This is a genomic window from Pseudomonas sp. B35(2017) (assembly GCF_002113645.1).
GTDB classification, from domain to species: Bacteria; Pseudomonadota; Gammaproteobacteria; order Pseudomonadales; family Pseudomonadaceae; genus Aquipseudomonas; species Aquipseudomonas ekonensis.
Genome location: NZ_NEIZ01000003.1, coordinates 321,485 through 341,279 on the forward strand (window position 1 = coordinate 321,485; position 19,795 = coordinate 341,279).

The window sequence follows — 19,795 nt, forward strand, 5'->3', positions numbered from 1 at the left end:
TATGATCAACACCATAACCACCAGGCGGTGGCTCGCTCAGTGACAAACGGTGGCGTCGATCAGTCTAGGCAGCGGTGAAACCGAGGCGAGAGGAGTGTGTTGCATGCCGTTGCGATCGGATGCCCGCCCACGAAACAGAGAATTCCAGACACAAAAAACCGGCCTTATAGGCCGGTTTTTTTACATCCCCGTTCGCTTGCTGGCGACGCTGGCCTCAGCGAAGCAGGGCAATGTTTTCGTCGATCCGATCCTGAATGACCTGCAGCGTGTCCCGGGTGATCACACCGGGGTATCCATGCTCGGCCATGGCCGCGAACTGGCTGGCCACGTTGCACATCCGGTCAATGATGTCGCCTGCCGCGCCTGCCGGGATCTCGGCTTCCTCAGCGAGCCTGAGCAGGGATTTCCGGTCGATCTCCAGTGCCTCGCCCATCACATCCATTTGATGGTATCCGCCGGGGCCTTCGCAGAAGGTCACGTCGTAGGCCGGTGCCAATGTCCATTGACCCGAAGGTGACATCAGGTAGGCAAAGTTCTTGGGGTGATCGTCCCGGTTGTTGAACACAACGTTGAAGGCTGCACGTTCGAACGCCAGCGCCTTTTCCCGAATGTCATTGGTGCAGCGATGGGTCGCCCGCAGGAAACTGACGTAATCCAGCGTGCCTGCGGTCTGGAAATCGGCTCCGGTGAAGGCCGCAAGACTTTGCATGGGCACACGGAGCTCGCCTTGTCGGTCAAAGCGCCGGGTGGCGAAGGCTGCCAGTCCGTTCGGCAGGCTGAAGTACTGGGTGTCGGGTGTGCGGATGCCGCATTTGCGCAAGCATTCGGCGTAGACCATTTCGATGGCACAGACTTCGGGGTGTTCTTGCCTGGCCGGAAACTTGACCAACCAAGCCTCGAAGCCCGGCGTGGCAATCGTCGTAAAGGCTAGTGTCAGAGGATCGCGATAGACCAAGGCCTTCGGCCTGGCGCCTTGGGGAGAGCCGCCGACCAGCAGCAGCCTCTCCAGGAATTCGCCGCCTTCGCCGTTGAGCACGTCCTGTACCTCGGCCGCGAGCAGGTCGAGTGGAATGTGTTCTTGCGGCTCCAGCCCTTCGGGCGCCACGGGCTTGAAGGACATCGCGCCCATGGCGTTGTTGCCGATGTAGGCCAGCCGCTCCAGCGGCCTGATGCGAGCCGGGTTCAGACGGCGGCGCTTGAAGAGACGATCCATCAGCAGCATGCCCCATCCGTCGGGCAATGAATCGTAGACCGGGCCTGGAAGCCCCAACTGATGGCGCGGGAAGTCGCGGCTTAGCTTGGGGCCTTCCAAGGGAAGCTTGAGGGAGGACAGCTCCAGCCCTTTGCGCTTCGCTTCGTCGCTGTACTCGAACACGATCAACGGGCGCCCCGTGAGGGCCGTCGTGGAAACCAGCGTGCCCCAATGCCAGTGTTCGCCCCAGCCGTCGTAGTAGACATCGACTTGCTCAAGCATCGCCGGACTTCCTCCTGACACGATGACGCGTGGAGCTGTTTTCGTAGCGAAGGATATCGTCCAGGCTGTCCAGCTTCGGCATGAACAGGTTTTCGAACTCATGGGCGCGCCCGAGCACCATGGCCACGCGAATCACGTTTTCAAACCCGACATTGCGCCCGGATTCCAGATTGGACACGGTATTGGTGCCGATGCCGGCGCGCGCCGCCACTTCGGCCTGCGTCATTTGCCGGGCCAACCGTTCGGTGCGAAGACGTTCGCAAAGTCGTTTGACGATTTCACTGGGGGTGCTGAGGCTTAATTCCAGCATGATGGGCCTAAGGCGGGACTGAGTGCGTGGGTGCTCAAAAGTATAGAGTTGGCCTTGGCTTTGTCAAAGCACACAATTCCAATATTTTGCTGATTAACTATCGGTTTTCGGCTTAAGACGTTGTTTTATGGATTTATCATTCAGGTGAGCTGATGCTTTGCATGAATGGGATGCCAGATTCCAGACACAAAAAAACCGGCCCTATAGGCCGGTTTTTTTCATCCCCGTCAAACGACGCAGGACTGAAATCTGATTGGAGCGGGTGAAGGGATGATCAGTGGGCATCCAACGAACTGGTTATCAATGGATTAACTGGCCACCGAGACGGTGGCTGTGCCGCAGTGTGTACCAGGATGGGGAGTGGATCAAGTGCCGTTGACTCGCTTGGCGTGCACATGAGATCGCCCGCGCTGAGCATGTGTGAAGGTGATCCTGTGCTGATCTACCCCATGACCCGGATGTCGCCGGAGGTTGATTATTCGCTGAGATGGCCAAAAGCTGCTTAGTCGTGAAGGGCAGCTAACGGCCAGAAGCGGACGCTCAGTAACGATTGATTCCGGCCAGAAGCAGACCTACATCTGAAACGCCTACTACGGAATTCGCCCTGGAGTGCGACTAACTTCACAATTATCGCTATCGTTGTAATCTCAGTTCCGTTCCCAAGGAAGACTCATGAGCGCATCGTCGATACCACTGGAAAGCGAGGTTGCAGCCTGGCTGGTACAACTGATCGAAAGCGAGGGTTTGTATGACGCTATCGCTGGAAAGGAAGACTTGGTATCAATAGCCGAAGGCGTGCGCCAGGCTCACTTCATTCCCTCATTTGGTATCGACTATAGATCCAGATTAGCCTCCGCAGACGCAGCTGAGCATGTGCTCAATCAGCTGACATTGTTAGAAATCATCTCCATCAATATGAGCATCTCTCTTACAACTGGAGAGGTGCTTCGACCGGACATTCTTTGCTTCAACCCGGAGTCAAGAACGCTGGTTGTTTTCGAGATCAAGAGAGCAGCAGAGACTGAGCGACAGACAGTCACTGAACTGGGAGGCTATGAGCAGGAGTTGAGAAACCTTCTGCCATTTGTAGGTGACTACGATATCTGTTTCGTGGTGGTAGCCACTGAGTGGTCGACCCTTTTGAACCACGCGGTTGGCGCATTGAATGCATGGTCGGGCAAACGATGCCTCGCCCTCAAGCTTGCTATCGATTTACCCGGCAAGAATTTAAGTCTGAGTTGCCACCTCCCGGAAGCTTGGCACCTAACCGGAAGCCTTGCGCTCGCCCCTGAAGCATTACAGACCATTAACCTGTATTTGGCAGAAGATTACCCAGACATGGACGAAAACTGGCCGCCGAGGTCAGTCATTACCGCCATGGATGTGATAGCTCGCGCTGGTGATCGAGCCGGGTCTCACGGCTTCATGATGCTCTGGAAAGATGTTAACGGTATGGGGAGAGGTGTCTGGGGCTTAACCCTTTGTGGCATTGATCCATACGCGATGTATGCATGGTGGAGAAACCATGGCTTGCCTCAGCGCGATTCCGACATCGCACTCTTCTTCGATAAAAACCTAGACGATATGCCCGGCTTGGTACCAAGTTCCGTTTTTGCACACATCGATGAGGCAAGAACTCTGCTCTCTGATCGCTACGATCTTGAGCTTGGCGACGCATTTAGCTGGGAGATGCAACTCAAGGCTTTGCGCATGCAAGCCCTGCCGAGACGATTCGAGTTTTGGGGCAGCCTCGGACAATACGCCCAGAAGTTTGTCTGTAACCCAAGCGTTCGCGACCGGTATATGCCTTACATCGGGCATAATGATCTGGACTGGACAGATCCAGACGTAGCACTTCCGCTTATCCAAAACCTCGCGCAAGGCACTCCATTTTCAGGAGGACAGATAAGTTGTAGCGACGCGTTCAAAGCTGGTACTGCTATCGGGACACTCATTATAGCTCTGAGGAATGCAGCGGCCAGCGAAGCTGCGGCGTTGAAACTAGAACCGTTCGTTTGCTGGTCTCAATACGAAGCGCTTCGTTACGCGATTGAAATGCAGCAGATCAGTGCCGGAACTGATGATATTGAGGAGCCAATTCCTACCCTGACGAATAATCCCCAGCAAAGGCTGCAGGCTGTGGAGGCGATGAGACTCTGGATTTTTTCCCACCTCCTTGGGGATGACCATCCTTTCCATCAACATTGCTTTGAACTCGGGTGCAGCGGACCATTTCTGTTTGGAGACTTGGCTCTACGACTAGGCTATCAGCTTCCCCCAGAGCCCCGAGGACACATGCTTGGTGAGCTCCGTGAAATCATGAAGCGAGCGATCCCGAAGGTTGCGGCCAGCGTGGGGTATCAAGTCCGCAGTGAAGCCTACAAGGCATTTGCAGACTATCTTTCCCCCTATCTTGATATTGGGTCTTGTCACGACGAAACGTCAGTGGGGACTGCGGTCGATGCGATGCCCGATGATGAACTGATTGCTCAGTTTCCCAAGCAGATTTTGAAAGGCATCGACATCATTATCCCTTTGGTTTTTCACCAGGCAAAAGCGGTTCCGATCTCTGCAGTCGACTGGGATTGGCTCAAAGCAGGGATTCGAGCTTTGTACGATGCTGGTAACCATCACGGAGCAGTCATCCGCCAACTGGATGGAACCATTGGCACTGGATGCATCGACAAAGGCATGACCGGCTTGCTAGTCCCCATTTTAGATCCAAAGGAGGAAGTGTACTTCTATGACAATCTCTCAGGGCACGCCATTATGGCGAAAATCACGTGGCGGAAGCTGATTGAAACGGTTACTTCCGATTAACGTGCTCACCCCTTTTGGGCCACGGCGGCGACTCGCGCATTCCAGCAGATGACTGGCAGGAACTGGCCATTAGCTGTCGCTCGAGCTTAGCGGTTAATGTCAGCCACAGAGGCCTGTCTTTAGCGCCGCAGTTATTCATGGCCTCCCCAGTGGCACTCTGCCCACTGCGAGATGTATCGTCTCCTTTCGTCATTATGCGCAGCCAGGGAGGATAGCCAGTGATTTCTATCGGCGATATCTACAATCAAGACATCAACTTCCTCTTCGGATCAGGAGCATCATTCGGCCTGCTCCCGACCCTCCAGTTGCAGGTCCAGACTGGAGACGGTAACTCGCGCTACACGTTGGAGGATCTAGCCACCAAGTTCGAACGCGATGGCGACCGGCGTCTCATTCCATTGTTTATGCACTACTACGCCAGTTGTATCCGCCCTGCCGAGCAAATTAGCCTGGAACAGGCGGTGGCCGAAGAAGCAGGTGCCACGGTTATCAAGAACTACCGCACCTTCCTAACGACAGTACTCGAAATGGTAAAGCGGCGCAAAGCGCTGGATCGCCGTTGCAATGTGTTCACGACGAACTATGACGGTTGCTTCCCGCTCGTGGCTGACGCGCTTATCAAGGAAGGCCACATTGACTTCGTGCTAAATGACGGTGCTCGAGGATTCACCAGGCGCATGCTACAGGCCCGAAATTTCGGGTCATACCTTTGCCAAACCGGTGTCTTCGGCCGTCATCAGAGCAGCATTCCTCAAATCAATCTGATCCATTTGCATGGGTCGGTCTACTGGAACAAGTCGGATGCCGCGATTCAGGTTGGCTACGACCTGTCTAGCCGCGAAAGTCTGCTGGATGCTGACGCTATGGCGATGTTGCAACCATTTTCGGCCGCGCTTACTAACCCTGCATCGACGCTTGCTGATGTCCCTGTCACAGATTTTTCCAATGAAGAATTGGTGTCGTTCTGGGACAGATATGAACAGATTCCTATCGTCAACCCGACCAAGTGGAAGTTCCACGAGACGGTCTACGAGGAGCATTACTATCAAATGCTGCGGCTGCTCAGTTATGAGCTTGAGAAACCAAACGCCGTACTCATCACCTTCGGGTTCTCGTTTGCCGACGAGCATATCCTCAACCTCGTCATGCGTTCTCTCTCCAATCCGGGGTTGCAGGTGTTTGTTTGCTGTTACAGCCAAGCTGGGCATGCCGAAATGGAGGAAAAATTCAAGGGCAACCGTAACGTCAAGTGCCTCATGCTGCAGAGTGGGGTGATGGATTTTACCGCATTCAATGAGCAGGTACTGGCTTGGCCGGAGGCTACGGCTCTTGCACCGGCTACCCCCATAGCTCCAGTGGCTATTCCTATGGTTCCGATGGCCGACGCAGACCTTGAGAATCAGATATGAGTATTCGCGTTGGCGAGGTCATCGCCGTCCAAGGAACAAAATTGGTTCTGAAGATAGATGAACAGTCGAGCAAAGAAACCCTGTTCTATGAAGGAGAGAGATACAAGGGAGTCTCAATCCGCGAATACCTATCCATTCAGCGTGGCTTCCGCGAAATCATCTGCATCGTCGAAGGCGAGTATCTGGATGAAAGCCGCACTGAGATGCATGATGGTCGGCAAACGTTTGTACGAAAGGTAGAGGCTAGGCCGATTGGATACTTCGACCGTTCTGGTTTCACTCAGGGCATTAAGTATCTACCGATGATCCAGGATGGGGCTTACCTGCTTCCCGAAGAGAAAATCAGATCCATCTTCGACCGCAAGGCGGACAGTGATTTCAGAATTGGGACTATGCTGAAAGAGGAAATCGCGGTTGGGTTGCCGTGGAAGCGACTCTTCAATAGCCATATCGGTATTTTCGGCAATACCGGAAGCGGCAAGTCGAACACTCTGGCAAAGCTCTACACTGTTCTTTTCGACCAAAAGTTACCTCTCATTACAGGTAAGAGCCGTTTCGTCATCTTGGATTTTAATGGTGAGTACGGCGGTGAGCAGCTCGTCGCTGCGGATCACAAAACCGTCTACCAACTGTCCACGCTTACCGCTCCAAACCTGAACGATCTAGCTTCACGGTTTCCGCTGGTAATGCAGGAATTCTGGCAGCTTGAGACTATGGCTCTGCTCTTTCAGGCTACCCCGAACACACAAAGGCCATTTCTCAACCGTGTCATCTCAGGCAGGGAACGCTATAGAGCCATTCCTGGGGCACTCGCGAATTATGCGAAGCTGATGTTCCACACTTCGTTCTGCGCCGGAGAGGTCAAGACGGCGACGCTGGATTTGATGCGCACCGTCTCGCGGCTCATGGGAAATCAGCAGGTCCAGGGCATGCTGGCGGATGTGGTCTGGCACCGGCTTGGCGGGCGCTTCACTTACCAGGGGCGGTTCATAGGTACCGATGGCGCACAGTACGCGGCGGATATCGCTCCAATTGTAGAAACGTTAGACGCCGCATGCCTCGATGAGTTTGACCAGCTTGTGCTACGTGTCAACTTGCAGCTGATATCAGATTTGAACGCCGGATACGTTCAGTTTGAGCATATTCAGCCACTTCTGAAGCGCGTCGAGTCTTCACTCGACAACCTGCGTAAAGTGTTGTCTGTTTCGGATGCGGCACCAGATGAGCGGCTGCTCACGGTCATCTCGATGCGCCGCTGTAACAACGAGATTAAGAAGGTTCTGCCTCTACTGTTCGCGAAGCACTACTACAACAGTCACAAGGCCACGGTCACCAATCCGCCCGACCGGACCATCCATCTCATCGTCGATGAGGCACACAACATCCTGTCCGATCAGTCTGCGAGAGAAAGTGAAACCTGGAAGGATTATCGGCTCGAACAGTTCGAAGAGATCATCAAGGAGGGGCGCAAGTTTGGGATGTTCATTACCATCGCCAGTCAGCGTCCAGCTGATATCTCGCCCACAATCGTCTCGCAGCTACACAATTTTTTCATTCACCGTTTGGTGAATGATCGGGATCTTTACTTGATCGACAATACAATATCTACGCTGGATTCTCTGTCTCGTAGCCTCATCCCGGGACTCTCACAAGGGTGTTGCGTGGTCACTGGTACTGCTTTTGAGCTGCCGATGGTGATCCAAGTGGATAGACTGCTAGATGGTAAGCAACCTGCCAGCGAGGACGTCGATCTCGACAGGCTTTGGAGTGATGCTCTGGCAGTTGGGGCGGAGGAGTAGAGCCAGTCGCAGCAGTAATGGTGCTGCACAACCTTCTCTCACAGGCTAAAGCGGTTAATCAAGAATAACTGCTGAGCGACTGCTTCTGGCCGCTTTCTGCCTTTAGCGACAGGCAGAAAGCGGCCAGGAGTAGCGATTCGAAGCTCGCTGCTGAGCTGACGTTCGCCGGCACATGCTGACACTCCATACCGCCGCCAACGCCTGGTCGAACAAATGGAACAAGCGAAGGCGACGCTGGCGATGCGACATCTGGCGGAACAGATCAGGTGTTGTTTGTTTCACTCGATCACGACATAGAACGGCTCAGACTTCCCGTACAGACGGTTATCGCTCTTGCCGATCAGGAATGCCTCCACGAAGTGCACCCCGCGATAGGCTAAATCCTCTTCACGCGAAAAGCCCGAGTCACTGGGATAGAAATCACCGCGTAGTGAGTTGGCGTCGTATGCCGCTAGGTCGGTGTTCGTCACGCGCCATTGTACTTTGAACGATGAGGGGAACGGCACTCCGATGGAGTTAGATGCCGTGAAGCGGATCGAGTTGCCCTTCGGCAGCGGTTGCAGCGTCGCCACTGAGCCCAGACACCTGCCCCTTTGTTCGGCCAAGAGTTCGGCGGACACCTTGACGTGGTACGACTGCGACGCGTTGCGCCACTTGGGGCGCTGGACATATGGTAGCCGGGTGATGCGCTCTGGCAGTGCTGCGCGGCCACGCTCGATTACACGCTGGACCAGATCCTTGAACTGGCTTGCCAAAACCAGCGCATCGCTCCTCGACACGCTTTCGCTGAGCCGCGCAGATTCCTTGGCCTCGCTGGCAGCGAAGCTGTCGCCGAAGACGCGCTGCCACTTGCCGATAGACTCGTCGCGATCCGTCTCGCCGAAGGCTTCGTCGATCCACGTGCGGTAAAGATTGATCTTCTCGCGGAAGTTGCCGTATTTCGTTTGATCCCAAACGCGGCTCTGAATGTCGGACCACAGCACTGGGTTTCGGATGACAGGAACAGTGGGACGCGCCTGCAGGTAGTCATCCAGACGGCTCATTAAGGTCTTCAGGCAGGTTGGCGTGTCCGCGAAGGCCGCGGTGTCCTTGTCCGAGTCGTAGATGTGCATGCCCACCAGCGTCGTGAACAGAAACGACGGGCAGGTGAAGTTAGTCTTGATGTCGCGAAGGTACTTCAGCAGCCGCGTGACCTTCTTGAGGTCGTTACCGCCCACTACGCCGTTCCTGCCAACCACCCAGTCCGTGTATTCCAGCGCGGCGGTCGTCTCGAACTCGTTGGTGGTCCGGTTGCAGACCTCGTATGCGTTCGGCCACTGGCGGCCTTTGATGCACGGCGCGATGTCGATGCGGCGTTCGCCCACGTATTCAATGGTCACGCAATGCGAATACCGGTGCACCTTGTCCTTGTAGGTGCTATGGCCGTCAAAGACGGCGCCCAGCTTGTTGACGTAGTCCTTGGCTTCCCAGCCCTCGACGGGTTCTACGATCACCAACAGGTCGGCATCAAACTCGCCGCCCGTGCGCGGCTTGATGATGGTGCCGTGGGCCCATGAACCATGAGCGTCGAAATCAAGAATCTTCGGCCCCCAGTTGGAGGTCTTTATCGCTTTTTGAACCGCTTCGACGCTGGCGTCCAGCTGGCTCACCCGCGTGTCATTGAGGTTGACCTCGCTGCTGAGGAAGGTCTTGAACTGATCGATCAGCTTCATTCCTTAGCCTCCCCTACGAGCACCTTCTCGGCCTTGCGCACGAGATCCTCTGCCGCGTGGTGGGCCTCGTCCTCGTTCGCAGACCGAAAGATGGAGTAGACCCAGTCGAAGACCAGCGGGCTGCGCTCGCGATGCTGGTAGATGGCGTCCTGCAAGGCGCGCGATTCGGTCGCGAGGGCCGCCGCATCGGCACCACCAAGGGCCTTAATCCAGATTTTTTCCCATTCGCCGTTGAGGTTGGTAAGCGAAATCGCGGCGTTGGCCTGCTGCATGCGCTCACGCAGTGCCCACGTGAGCACGGGCAGGAACGGCACCACTAAGGTCATGATGAGATCGGGAAACTGCAGCCCCTTATACAAACCCACGAACAGCAGCACCACACCGAACAGGGTGGTGAGCGTTAGCAGCCAGCCTCCGTACCGGCGTCTGAGCCGCGCGTCGTAGCTGATGTTTGTACGCTGCCCAATCAGCCGGGCCAAGTGCAGGGGCAAACGGCCCACGCACACTTCGTACCAGGCCTGGAAGTGCGCCTCGCGCTTTTTGGACAGCGGCTTGGCCGACAGCCTACGCACGTCTTCATGTTCCACCTGAGCGCCCGTCACGAAGCGATTCCAAGGCAGACCGAAGACGTCTGTATCGAACTGTTCCTGCAGCTTGGCGCCGCGCTTGAGGCGATCCTTTTGGATCCGGTCGAACAACGCCGTCTCCATCAGCAGCAAGATCAAGCTGGCCAAGGCAAGGTAGGGCCGGATCTCGGGGAACTGGGGCCCAACCCAAACACCGATTATCGGCAAGATGATCGATACCAGCACCAACAGACCCTGGGTTACCTTGGCTGCACGGTAGTTGCGGTGGCGGGCCCGCAATAGGCCCCGATTTACGTCCGACGCCTGCTGCGTCGGGATATTGTTTTGAAGGCTGCTCATTGATCCCCCAGAGCGTGTTTTTTATTCTGCAACGTCTATGTCGTAGCCATCCGTGTATTTTGTGGTGGCTTTTTGAAATTACAAGTGCTTATAGGTCGTGGATCGAAAGGTAAGTACATGCAACCGCCGACGCTCGGCTTCCAGCCCTGAGAGGCCGCAATTGGCCGAAAGCAGACGCTGGCTCGATCCGATGATGATTTGTGCCCTGCCTAGCCTTTGCCGATTTTTGAAGGACAAATGTAGAAATATCAAAGCAATTGTTCGTCCATCGCTTGCGTCTGGCTGCATAGGCGCAGGCCACCGTTCAAGGCGAGTCTGGTACAGTCGGCTCCGGAAAGTCTTTGACAGGGAGTCAAGCATGGCTAAGCCAGCGGCACGTATTACTGATCCAACCAGTTGTCCCGTGCCTGGGCACGGTTCTAAAGCAATCTCCTCGGGTTCTCCCAATGTGTTCTTCGACGGTCTTGCGGCCGCTCGCAAAGGGGACGCGTGCACCTGTGGTAGTGCGTTAGCCTCAGACGTGTCCAGCACCGTGTTTATCAACGGCCAAAATGCCGCACTGGTCGGCACTGTCGGCACCCATGGCGACGTTGTGATCGGCGGTTCGAGTACGGTCATCATCGGAGGCACCCATACCCCCGCTCCGTTTACTCCACCTACGCCCATGGTCATCCACGGTAACTGGATTGGCTTTAAAATTTCCGCGGAAGAAAGCTACGAAGGATTTGCCTGCACGGCACACTTTGATGATGGGTCGTCCATGCCCGGCGTCTTTGACGCAAACAACTCGGTCAAATTTTCTAATCCCACCGGTAAGACATGCCATACCTTGGCATTTACCCAAGACGAGATTGCCTGCACCACCTCAGGTATTGACGGGTTGCTGAATGACATTTTGGGATAAGGATTTTCTCGTGACGGAACCGAACCTGGTAACCGGAAGTTATGTTGTCAAAAGCGAACATACTCTCGACCGTTCGCCCCTAGAGATGGCGGTTGCAGGCATGGAGGGGGCAGCCAGCCGTTTTTCCATCGATGCCATCAAGGACGAGCGCGTCCGTGCTAGCTACGAGGGCAATATTCGACGAATGTCACAGCAGATCTTCGCTGAAGTCAGAGCCGGCAATATCAGCGTTGAGGACGCGACAAAGTTCAGCAACGAGATGCGCAACAAAATCATGTACGAACACCGCAAACTGACGTCTGCACACGGCCTTGCCATCGTGCAAAAAAAGAAAAGTACTGGAAAAACATACAGAGAAATACTGGACGGAAAATCTCAAGCCCAGTTCAACAAAAATTACGAACAACTTTCTAAGGCTCAGCAGAAAGAGGTCTTGTACAAAGCTCTAGAGCGGTCTGGTAGGGCCAATGCCAAATTCACTTCTGGCACAAAAATCATGTCCGTCATGGGGAAGGTCGGCATCATCATGACAGCGGTGCTTGCCTCTTACCAAATACTGAACGCAGACGACAAAGCCAAAGAAACGGCCCGTCAAGCCACCATCCTCGGTGGTGGTGCGGCAGGTGGTTTCCTGGCGGGCTTAGGTGTATCTGCTCTTTGTGGGCCTGGAGCGCCGGCCTGCGCCATAGCCGTTGTTCTCATTGGAAGCATTGCCGGCGGCATTGCTGGAGGGGGCGCAGCTGATACGTTCGACGCCGAGCTAGAGGAGCTGGCCCATTGGGACATATTCTGACTTCCGCGGAAAGAGCGAACATCCAGATTGCGCTGGCAGAGGCGTTTGTAGATAGTTTTGTCGACTACGCCTCTATCGCAGAACGAATCCGCGGCTATGACCCAGAGGTTGTTGAAGACATCTTGTATTCAGAGGTAGCCCCCGTGTGTTTCAGCAACCTCGAAACGCCCGTCCCACCTGTTTGGACCGGCTTTCAGGATGAGTGGTTACTGAATGAAATAGCGAAAGAACTCAAAGCACGAGAAAGCAGTTGGGTAAGACGTAGCTTCGACCGGTTGAAAGTTTGTTGGTTACGCTACAGCTACGGTTATATCTGGAAAGAACTGATTAAATTTTATCAATTCCAATAACCTTTAAAGAATATTTAAAAGCGCAATTATCGAGCCCCTGAGATGAGGGTTCGAACCCCTATCAGCGTCAGCGTTGGTTCTTCAAGGCTTGGCCTTACGGGGTAGCTAGTGCCAGTGGCTCTGACCCGTACGTGCAGTAAAGGCTGACGGTATCGACTATTCGTTTCGCTTCAAATCAGAGCTATTTACCAAGATACGTCTCAGTGATTTGTATCCTCTCATGCCCCAATTCCCGGCTAATCATCTGCCGAGCATTAGCATCTTCAACGCGCTGCGCCACGCTCATTTCCTTCGCTGTTAAACCACCCGCCGCAGGCGCTTTCCAACCGGTCAACGCCTCATAGCGGCATTGTGCATACCGATGACGTAACCCATGCATGTGGCTCAGCCCGGCCGCTTTGCATTGGCCATCGTAGGTATTGCGCTGTTGGATGTAAGTCTTGCTTGCGGGAATCAATGACCCGGCGCCCACCAGGTATTGCGCCGCCAGCAGCACAGCGCGTTGTTCCGCCGTAGTTATCGGTACGGAACGCTCCCGCCCGCCTTTCGTCCACGAGCCCTTGAGGAAAATATGATCCCCGCGATCTGCATAGCTGGGTTGAAACTTGATGGCTTCCTCTCGGCGCAATCCGAATGCTGCCTGCAGCTGGAGACTCATGCGTACATAGGCGTCGGTGATTTGGTTGAGCCCTGAATCCAGTTCACGAGCTTTGCTGATGTTCGTGACGTAGCGTCGGTCAGCCACGCCGAGTTGAGTATTGTCTGCCGGTAGGACGCCGGCCTTTCCGATCTTCTCGGCCCACCAACGAAGGTGGGATAGTCGATTCTTGATGGTGCCGGATGACAAGCCTTCGCGTTGCCAGCGCTCCAGCAGTGCTTGGGCGTGTTTGCTTTTGAACGATGCGGCTTTCATCTGCCGGAAACCGGTCTCGCGAAGTTGTCGTGCGGACAGCGTCAGTGAGCGCATGCGGTCGGCTTGTGTGGTGTGGCTGCCGTCGCGATTGCGTCGGCAAAGTTGCTGCAGGGTGTAGGTCAAGTCGTCCATGGTTCACCATCGAGGTAACTGTTGTTTTTGCGGAGTCCTGAAGGTCATTGGTTAGTGTTGATGCCAACTCGCAAGGCGAGATCCCGAGAGGGCAGGGGCGTGGTGTTCAGGAGACACCAGTGCCTCGAATGAGGCGTCCGTTTTGCTTCCTGCTGGAAGGCTGGACGGAGTTCGTGCGGGATGAATGAGCGGTTTGCTTCGATGAGTTTGCAGGCAAACAGCGGAGGGACGGGAGATGCGGCAGTCCAGTGCATTGCACACTGGATTGCCGCTTGGAAGAGTACGCCAAGGGCGCACTGAGGATTGAATCCAGGAGATTGAATCCGTTTGATCAACAAGCTCCGCCCCGTGGGTAGGGGCCGATATGCTGATGGAGCGTGCATACCTGGGTGAGCACCATCCAGCCTTTTCGGTCTGAACCAGCCGCTTGCAGGGCTCTGCGCTGTTGGGATGACGACACACGATGCCAGTCGTCTTTTGGCTCTACCCGGTCACTCTAGGTGGGCATCATCATGTGTGCACCACTCAATGTGATCGTGCGTCTGGCCGCATTGTTGTGGGCGCAGGCGGGGCCGTCACTGCGGCTGCAGTGACGGCCCAATTCGTATCGGTTCTGCCGAACGGTGATTCCGAGTGCTGTTCCAATCCAATAATTTTCCGTCGCCGGATGCACTGACGCGGCCTTCGGCCTTGTCGGCTCCCTGTACAGCTGCGACATGGTTCCCATGTCACGTCTGTACAGGGAGCTGGTTTGCAAAGCGGTCGGGCGAGACAGTTACTCTATCGGCTCGACGTTATCCAGCGCCTGATTGACCGCTAACTCTCCCAGCATGAGCAGCTGTGCGATGCCGATAGCGGTTTTGCGGTGAGTGTTGTCGAGTAATGCGGCGAAGTCATTGAGCATTGCAGATGCGCTGCCTAATGTTTCGCAGGCGTTGGCTAAAAGTGATTCAGTGTCGTACGCCGGATTGGCCATATACATCGGCTCCGGTTTATCGGTGCTGGTTGTGATCAACGCCGTTGGAGTGAGGTAGTGGTCGAGGGCTCGATTGGCCGCGTCGTTTAGCTTCTTCGAATCGATCGATTCGTAGGGGGATGTTGGGTCTGTACATGGAGGGTTGGGTGTGACTTTGAACATAGATGTAACTCCCACTTAGAAATTTAAGGAGCCATCACCCTCGCTACCAAACAAAGGGTGGCGGCCATACGCGGGTTGGTAGACCGGTCTAAGTAGGAAACCCGGCGCTCACGAAGGAGCCCCACGCATGACCACCATATAAAGCAGAGTCCAAAAAATGGCTTCTGATGGTGCTGTCATGCGGCTACTTAAAAGCGGGCTACCAAACCCGATCACTGTTTTTCAGTGACAGGCAAACGATAGAGCCCGCCTCATAGCCGCACAAGCCGGCGGATTCTGTCTCAGTCGTAGGCGTTGGCACAAGGGTTCGTAGGTTGTTTGAAGTAACAGCGAGTGTTTATAAACGCTTAGCTCCCTGTCCTGTTTATCGACTTCAAATCATCAAGGAATCAGCCGACAGTGGCTCAGCAGGACAGCTTTGCCAGCCCTGCATGTCCATCATTTTCATAGCCAGCTCGGCAGCGATGGGCGACCCCTTCAATATCTTGCGCATGTTGGTGATATACGGCTGGCCGACTTCGCGTTGGGATGGCCGCGGAGTCGGTCTTTTGGATGCGTCCTTGCGCACAGGGTAAGTGGGAGGAGTCGTCTTGGGTTCGTAAGCCGATTGCGTATTTTCGCGACCAGCCCACAAGCGAAATTCGCCTGCCATTACTCGCTTCACCAAGGCAAAGAAGTAGGCTACGACATTGCGTACCGAGCCGTTCTGACTGCGTGCCTGCAGTTCGTTCAGCACGTCCTGGCGATGTTGCGATGGGAGTCGTTGCAGTGCCGCCATCACATCTCGTTGCTGATCGGCTTTGGCGTTGTTCAGGCAGGCGGGCAAGGCCATTGGCATCGAGGGCGATTCGTTTTCCTCTCGCGTACGCGCGCGGTACGTACGTTCTTTTTTTATTGAATACGGTTTATACGTACTGCCTGGCTGATGAGGTTTATCTGGGGCTCGCTTGGTCTGCTGTGTGACGGTTGGGCTGCTTTCGGAATGTTTGGATAGGTGCGCCCCGTTTGCCGCAGAGCGCTTTTTCGAGGGGGGCGAGGGTGGCGGATCATCGTCTTTGTTGATGGGTGCCACAGTGGGAGCAGGCAGGATTTCGGACGGTCGCTCAAGCGTTGCCAGGATGTGTTTGGAAAGACGATCAAGGTGACTGTTTTTGTGGTCGATGCAGGTCTGCAAAAGCTCTGGAAGGCCCGGGTCAAGTGCACAAGCCTCCTGAAAACTCAGCGCGTTATCGTTGACCTGAAACAGCACGCTGAGCACATTGCCAGTCATCGGGTCACAGTGCTGCCCCACCAGACTGATCCAGCCTGTGAGGCGTAATACGGCCACGGCACGCCAAGCGGTGTCGAAACCGGCGCGTTTTGCCAGCGGAGCGCAGGTGAGGTAACTGCGCAGTTGCCCCATGCCAGACAGCGGATAGAGGCCTCCCGCAGAGCGCAGCATGCGCATGACCTGCCAGCAGTTGCGGTCTACGGGGGTGAGACGGACGTCGAGAGTGAGTGCGAGTACTGCAGTGTACTGAGCATCTTGAGTCTGTGAGTTCTGCTGGAAATCCGGGTGTGCCATGAGAGGTCTCCGAGGTAGGAGCCATGACGGCTCGTTCCCCCGCATCACATCGCGGTTCAGTCAGCGCTTCAGCTAACAAACCGGTTTGCGGCACACCCAAATTTTTTAATCTTCGTACTGTCCTGGCCTATGGTTGTCTTCCGACTGCAATGCATTGCATCGAGCGATCAACAGACTGGCAATCTCTTTCATATTTTGCGAGGTCACGGCTTCCAGAGATGATTTCCCTGCCAAGGCCTCATCCGGGCGAAGCAGCGAATGATAGATATCCCAGGTATCTATTCCACGGGGCGTCTGTCGCAGAACTTCCTGAACCAGTTGCCGCTTCAATGGCTCGAGTTGCCACACCGGTACGCGCTGCCCTTTGTTGCCTAACTGGATCGCGAGCAAATTACCCACCTGTATTTCGTAAGTGATCCATCGGCGAGATTTCCCTGCGAGTTTCGCGTAGTCAGCCACGACTAGATTTTCGGGATCCTCAAAAATCTCCATGAGCGCCAAGCGATCCTGTTGGATTTTCGACACTGTGGGTTTGGCGTAGTCGGGCAGTTCTACGGAAGACAGACGATGGCTCATCGGTGGTGTTGCGGGCGGGTTTTGTTGCGGGGACGTTAGCAGCATGGCAGGGGCGTATTGGGTTGGCGCTGGAAGGGCAGGGACGTGTTGGCCAATCGTCGGAATGCCTTGCAGGTGGATGGTCAGGTGGGTGCTGGCGACCTGGATTTGACCTTGTTCGAACAAATCCAGTCGGTCGGCCCAATCCTGAATCATCAACCTGCGTTGTTCGACGTATTCGGCGTGGTTGTAAGTGGCGCTGATGCGGTTGGGGTCGGAGTGCGACAACTGCGCATCGACCCAGACCTTCGGATACCCAAGCTCATTGAGTGCAGTCGACAGGGTGGCGCGGATGCCGTGGGCTGTGAGCCGGCCATCGTAGCCCATGCGTTTGAGGGCAGTATTTATGGTGTTTTCACTCATGCGCTTGGTGATCCGCGTGGTACCAGGGAACAGGTAAATCTGCGCTTTCTTGACCCTTCCAAGCATGTAGCGAACGATCTCCAATGCTTGGGCAGAAAGCGGAACGATATAGGGCGGAATATCACTGGTGCGCTTGCGCTTCTTGAGGGTGAGCATGTTGCGTTGTTTCAGCGAGGCGACTGGAATAAGCCATAGCCCTCGCTCTAGATCGAACTGGTCTGGCGTGGCAAGTCGCAGTTCGCCGCTGCGCACGCCAGTCAGCAACAGCAATCGAGTCGCCAACTGAGTGGTGCGTCTTCCGTGATACTTGCGAAGGATCTGCAGGAATGACGGCAACTCGCTCATGCGCAGAAACGGGTTGTGCTCAACGGGTGGCAGGGGCACGGCGACTACGTGCAGGTCAGTCGCGGGGTGATTCTCCATTCCTGGAATCATGACCATGGCGTAGTCGAACAATTGCTTCAGCCATGAGCGCAGCTTTTCGGCGACTGACAACGCCCCGCGTTTTTCGACGCGCCCGATGACCTCCAACAGCATGGGGCGAGTGATTTGGTAAATAGACATGCGCTTGAGTTGCGGGAAAACATCTTTTTGAAACATCCGGGGAATAATCGAAAGCGAAGTCTGCCGCCCTTCTTCGAGCGTCAGTCGGCGGTGATCCAGCCACTTCTCGTAGACCTTCACGAAGGTGTTCTCACCTTCGATCTTGATGGCATCGAGCTTCTGTTTGCGTTCGATATGAGGATTGATGTTTTTGGCGACGAGTGCCCGCGCTTGATCGCGCAGCTCGCGGGCATCTTTGAGCGAAAGCTCGGGATAACTACCCAGTGAGAAACGGTTTCGCTTGCCGAGCCATGTATAGCGAAAGTGCCAAAGCTTGGAGCCGCTTGTCGAAACAAACAGATAGAGCCCGTCGCAATCGCTGAGCGTGTAGTTTTTGTCAGTGGATTTGGCTTGGCGGATTTTCAAATCGGTAAGCATGTGCCCAACTCCTCAGAACAGAGTTGGATGCGATGGTCATCCCCTGGGGATGGCTCCTCCAGCAACAATGCGATACCGGGATGGCCGCAAAGATGTACCACTTCATGTGCCAGAAAAGGCTGGTTGTCAGTGGTTTTCGCTGGATGTCACTGGAATCAGGTTGGAAGGAAAAACCGTATCAGCTCAGTGACTTGCATGCGTTCCGTGGATTTGTATAGACATCCATGGAAAGGCGATGTGGAGCGGGTGAAGGGAATCGAACCCTCGTTATCAGCTTGGGAAGCTGGAGTAATGCCATTATACGACACCCGCTCGGAACGGCTGACTTTGTACCAGACTCGGGCGCGGATTTGAAGTTTTCTTTGCGTTGGATGGCCTGAAAAGCTTGAAGCAGACGTGTGTTCGGTCAGTCGCGGGCAAGCGCTGCGGGGGTGAAGTCGGTAAAGGCTTCAGTGGCGCAGGCTTGCTCGCGGTGACGCTTTTTCAGATGGCCAATGCATGGTAGTCCTGGGCGAACGCGTTGCGCGCGCGGCTGCTGTACTGCGCAGGTTTCAGGAAACCCAGCAATGCCTTGCGGCTGCCTTCGCAGGCGGCCTTGTGTTCCATGTCGAGGAAGTGGCCGGTGGCCTGCAGCGTGCTGAAGGTGCTCAGCTGCACATGGTTGCCGAACAGCTTGGCGTCCACGGCCGAGGTGTACTCGTCCCATTCGCCGTTCATGAACAGCACCGGCACGTCGATCTGCTTGGCGGCGCGCAGGTAGCAGTCGCGGTCGTTGTTCAGCACCTCGTTGATGTGAAAGTGCATCTGCCCGTATTCGTGCTCGGCCAGGCTGCTGACGTGGCGGTAGTTGAAGCGCTTGAACAGCGACGGCAGGTGCTTGCCGATGGTGTTGTTCACCAGATGGCCGACGCGGTCGCGGTCCAGGTTGCCGAGGTGTTCGACGCCGCGTTCGAGGTAGTCGCGCATCGGTTCGTTGATTACCGGGGAGAACGAGCTGATCACGGCCCGTTCGATGCGCCGGGGACGATGCGCCAGGGCCATCATGGTGGCGGCGCCGCCCCAGGAGAACGACAGCACATGCTCGGCGGCGAAGTGGTCGATCAGCTCCAGCAGGATCTGGGCCTCGACTTCCTTGGTCAGCATCCTGTCGTGGCGGTTGTGCGCTTTGGAGCGGCCAGCGTAGGGCTGGTCGTAGCAGACCACGTTGAATTGCGGGTGCAGGTTCTTGACGGTTTGCGCAAACGACGCAGTCGTGGCCATCGAGCCGTTGACCAAGATGATGGTCTTCTCTGCGGCGTCTGCGCGATAGAACTCCGTGTAAACCCGATACTGACCCTGTATATCCAGCACAGCGATTTCTGGCCTCATGTCATAAGACTCCTGGCAAGCGGGTATGCGCGCAAAAGATTGCACGAGCTTTGTGACAGGTAGGCATACGCCTGGAATTTTGCGGGCCCATGTCGATCCGTTACGGCAGGTCGACGGGTGTTGTTATTGGCGGGCGATTTGCCGGGGGAGGCGGAGCCTTGGGGCTCTCTGCCGGCAAAAGGTTTCTTAGAAGTATGTTGTGACTCATCGGTCACATTTTGGCC

At 55.4% G+C, this 19,795-nt stretch carries 15 protein-coding genes and 1 tRNA gene; 6 read left to right on the top strand and 10 right to left on the bottom strand.

Translation table 11 applies throughout. The features are described 5' to 3' along the window. Positions 1-214: 214 nt before the first annotated feature. The gene (locus CAG41_RS08110; RefSeq protein ID WP_085585186.1) at positions 215-1,474 is read right to left on the bottom strand and encodes a type II toxin-antitoxin system HipA family toxin; all 1,260 of its coding nucleotides are present in this window, start codon (positions 1,472-1,474) and stop codon (positions 215-217) included. Further along, positions 1,467-1,784: a helix-turn-helix domain-containing protein gene (locus tag CAG41_RS08115; RefSeq protein WP_085706837.1), complete on the bottom strand. Its 318-nt coding sequence runs from the start codon at positions 1,782-1,784 to the stop codon at positions 1,467-1,469. The genes CAG41_RS08110 and CAG41_RS08115 overlap by 8 nt, the downstream gene beginning before the upstream one ends. A gap of 672 nt (positions 1,785-2,456) precedes the next feature. Here CAG41_RS08115 and CAG41_RS08120 point away from each other — a divergent pair. From CAG41_RS08120 to CAG41_RS08130, 3 genes are all read left to right on the top strand, one after another. Continuing rightward, the gene (locus CAG41_RS08120; RefSeq protein ID WP_085706838.1) at positions 2,457-4,604 is read left to right on the top strand and encodes a hypothetical protein; all 2,148 of its coding nucleotides are present in this window, start codon (positions 2,457-2,459) and stop codon (positions 4,602-4,604) included. Between the two features lie 218 nt (positions 4,605-4,822). Further along, a complete protein-coding gene (locus CAG41_RS08125) occupies positions 4,823-6,013 on the top strand; it encodes an SIR2 family protein (protein ID WP_085706839.1) in 1,191 nt (396 codons plus the stop codon). After that, entirely contained in the window at positions 6,010-7,812 is a 1,803-nt protein-coding gene (locus CAG41_RS08130) for an ATP-binding protein (RefSeq protein WP_085706840.1), read from the top strand. Before CAG41_RS08125 ends, CAG41_RS08130 begins: the two co-directional genes overlap by 4 nt. A gap of 278 nt (positions 7,813-8,090) precedes the next feature. Here CAG41_RS08130 and CAG41_RS08135 read toward each other — a convergent pair whose 3' ends face one another. Together CAG41_RS08135 and CAG41_RS08140 are read right to left on the bottom strand one after the other, a co-directional pair. After that, positions 8,091-9,524, bottom strand: a complete 1,434-nt coding sequence (locus tag CAG41_RS08135) for a nucleotidyltransferase (protein ID WP_085706841.1) — start codon at positions 9,522-9,524, stop codon at positions 8,091-8,093. Continuing rightward, positions 9,521-10,450 carry an S-4TM family putative pore-forming effector gene (locus CAG41_RS08140; protein WP_085706842.1) on the bottom strand — a complete coding sequence of 310 codons (930 nt, stop codon included), beginning with the start codon at positions 10,448-10,450 and terminating at the stop codon, positions 9,521-9,523. Before CAG41_RS08140 ends, CAG41_RS08135 begins: the two co-directional genes overlap by 4 nt. A 358-nt stretch (positions 10,451-10,808) precedes the next feature. Between CAG41_RS08140 and CAG41_RS08145 the strand changes: the two genes are divergently transcribed. The 3 genes from CAG41_RS08145 to CAG41_RS08155 are packed head-to-tail and all read left to right on the top strand — an operon-like array spanning position 10,809 to position 12,497. Further along, on the top strand, positions 10,809-11,354 hold the full coding sequence (locus CAG41_RS08145) for a PAAR domain-containing protein (protein WP_085706843.1): 546 nt from the start codon (positions 10,809-10,811) through the stop codon (positions 11,352-11,354). 10 nt (positions 11,355-11,364) lie between these two features. Beyond that, complete coding sequence (locus tag CAG41_RS08150) at positions 11,365-12,147, top strand: hypothetical protein (protein ID WP_085706844.1); 783 nt, start codon at positions 11,365-11,367, stop codon at positions 12,145-12,147. Continuing rightward, positions 12,132-12,497 carry a hypothetical protein gene (locus CAG41_RS08155; protein ID WP_085706845.1) on the top strand — a complete coding sequence of 122 codons (366 nt, stop codon included), beginning with the start codon at positions 12,132-12,134 and terminating at the stop codon, positions 12,495-12,497. Before CAG41_RS08150 ends, CAG41_RS08155 begins: the two co-directional genes overlap by 16 nt. Before the next feature lie 181 nt (positions 12,498-12,678). On the opposite strand, the gene CAG41_RS08160 is transcribed toward CAG41_RS08155, so the two are convergent. From CAG41_RS08160 to CAG41_RS08190, 6 genes are all read right to left on the bottom strand, one after another. Further along, on the bottom strand, positions 12,679-13,542 hold the full coding sequence (locus CAG41_RS08160) for an integrase domain-containing protein (RefSeq protein ID WP_085706846.1): 864 nt from the start codon (positions 13,540-13,542) through the stop codon (positions 12,679-12,681). Between the two features lie 775 nt (positions 13,543-14,317). Beyond that, positions 14,318-14,680, bottom strand: a complete 363-nt coding sequence (locus CAG41_RS08165; RefSeq protein WP_085706847.1) for a DUF6124 family protein — start codon at positions 14,678-14,680, stop codon at positions 14,318-14,320. A gap of 373 nt (positions 14,681-15,053) precedes the next feature. Beyond that, complete coding sequence (locus CAG41_RS08170; RefSeq protein ID WP_085706848.1) at positions 15,054-16,244, bottom strand: STY4528 family pathogenicity island replication protein; 1,191 nt, start codon at positions 16,242-16,244, stop codon at positions 15,054-15,056. Positions 16,245-16,349: 105 nt separating this feature from the next. Continuing rightward, on the bottom strand, positions 16,350-18,203 hold the full coding sequence (locus tag CAG41_RS08175; protein WP_085706849.1) for an integrase arm-type DNA-binding domain-containing protein: 1,854 nt from the start codon (positions 18,201-18,203) through the stop codon (positions 16,350-16,352). Between the two features lie 238 nt (positions 18,204-18,441). Then, a tRNA-Gly gene (locus CAG41_RS08185) sits at positions 18,442-18,515 on the bottom strand. Positions 18,516-18,686: 171 nt separating this feature from the next. Beyond that, complete coding sequence (locus CAG41_RS08190) at positions 18,687-19,571, bottom strand: alpha/beta fold hydrolase (RefSeq protein WP_085637229.1); 885 nt, start codon at positions 19,569-19,571, stop codon at positions 18,687-18,689. Between the last annotated feature and the right edge of the window lie 224 nt (positions 19,572-19,795).

Excerpts from the sequence above, each read along its gene's own strand:
- CAG41_RS08190 (WP_085637229.1), bottom strand. The coding sequence starts at position 19,571 with ATGAGGCCAGAAATCGCTGTGCTGGATATACAGGGTCAGTATCGGGTT.
- CAG41_RS08175 (WP_085706849.1), bottom strand. The coding sequence starts at position 18,203 with ATGCTTACCGATTTGAAAATCCGCCAAGCCAAATCCACTGACAAAAAC.
- CAG41_RS08160 (WP_085706846.1), bottom strand. The coding sequence starts at position 13,542 with ATGGACGACTTGACCTACACCCTGCAGCAACTTTGCCGACGCAATCGC.
- CAG41_RS08130 (WP_085706840.1), top strand. The coding sequence starts at position 6,010 with ATGAGTATTCGCGTTGGCGAGGTCATCGCCGTCCAAGGAACAAAATTG.
- CAG41_RS08120 (WP_085706838.1), top strand. The coding sequence starts at position 2,457 with ATGAGCGCATCGTCGATACCACTGGAAAGCGAGGTTGCAGCCTGGCTG.
- CAG41_RS08165 (WP_085706847.1), bottom strand. The coding sequence starts at position 14,680 with ATGTTCAAAGTCACACCCAACCCTCCATGTACAGACCCAACATCCCCC.
- CAG41_RS08110 (WP_085585186.1), bottom strand. The coding sequence starts at position 1,474 with ATGCTTGAGCAAGTCGATGTCTACTACGACGGCTGGGGCGAACACTGG.
- CAG41_RS08140 (WP_085706842.1), bottom strand. The coding sequence starts at position 10,450 with ATGAGCAGCCTTCAAAACAATATCCCGACGCAGCAGGCGTCGGACGTA.
- CAG41_RS08115 (WP_085706837.1), bottom strand. The coding sequence starts at position 1,784 with ATGCTGGAATTAAGCCTCAGCACCCCCAGTGAAATCGTCAAACGACTT.
- CAG41_RS08135 (WP_085706841.1), bottom strand. The coding sequence starts at position 9,524 with ATGAAGCTGATCGATCAGTTCAAGACCTTCCTCAGCAGCGAGGTCAAC.
- CAG41_RS08170 (WP_085706848.1), bottom strand. The coding sequence starts at position 16,244 with ATGGCACACCCGGATTTCCAGCAGAACTCACAGACTCAAGATGCTCAG.
- CAG41_RS08145 (WP_085706843.1), top strand. The coding sequence starts at position 10,809 with ATGGCTAAGCCAGCGGCACGTATTACTGATCCAACCAGTTGTCCCGTG.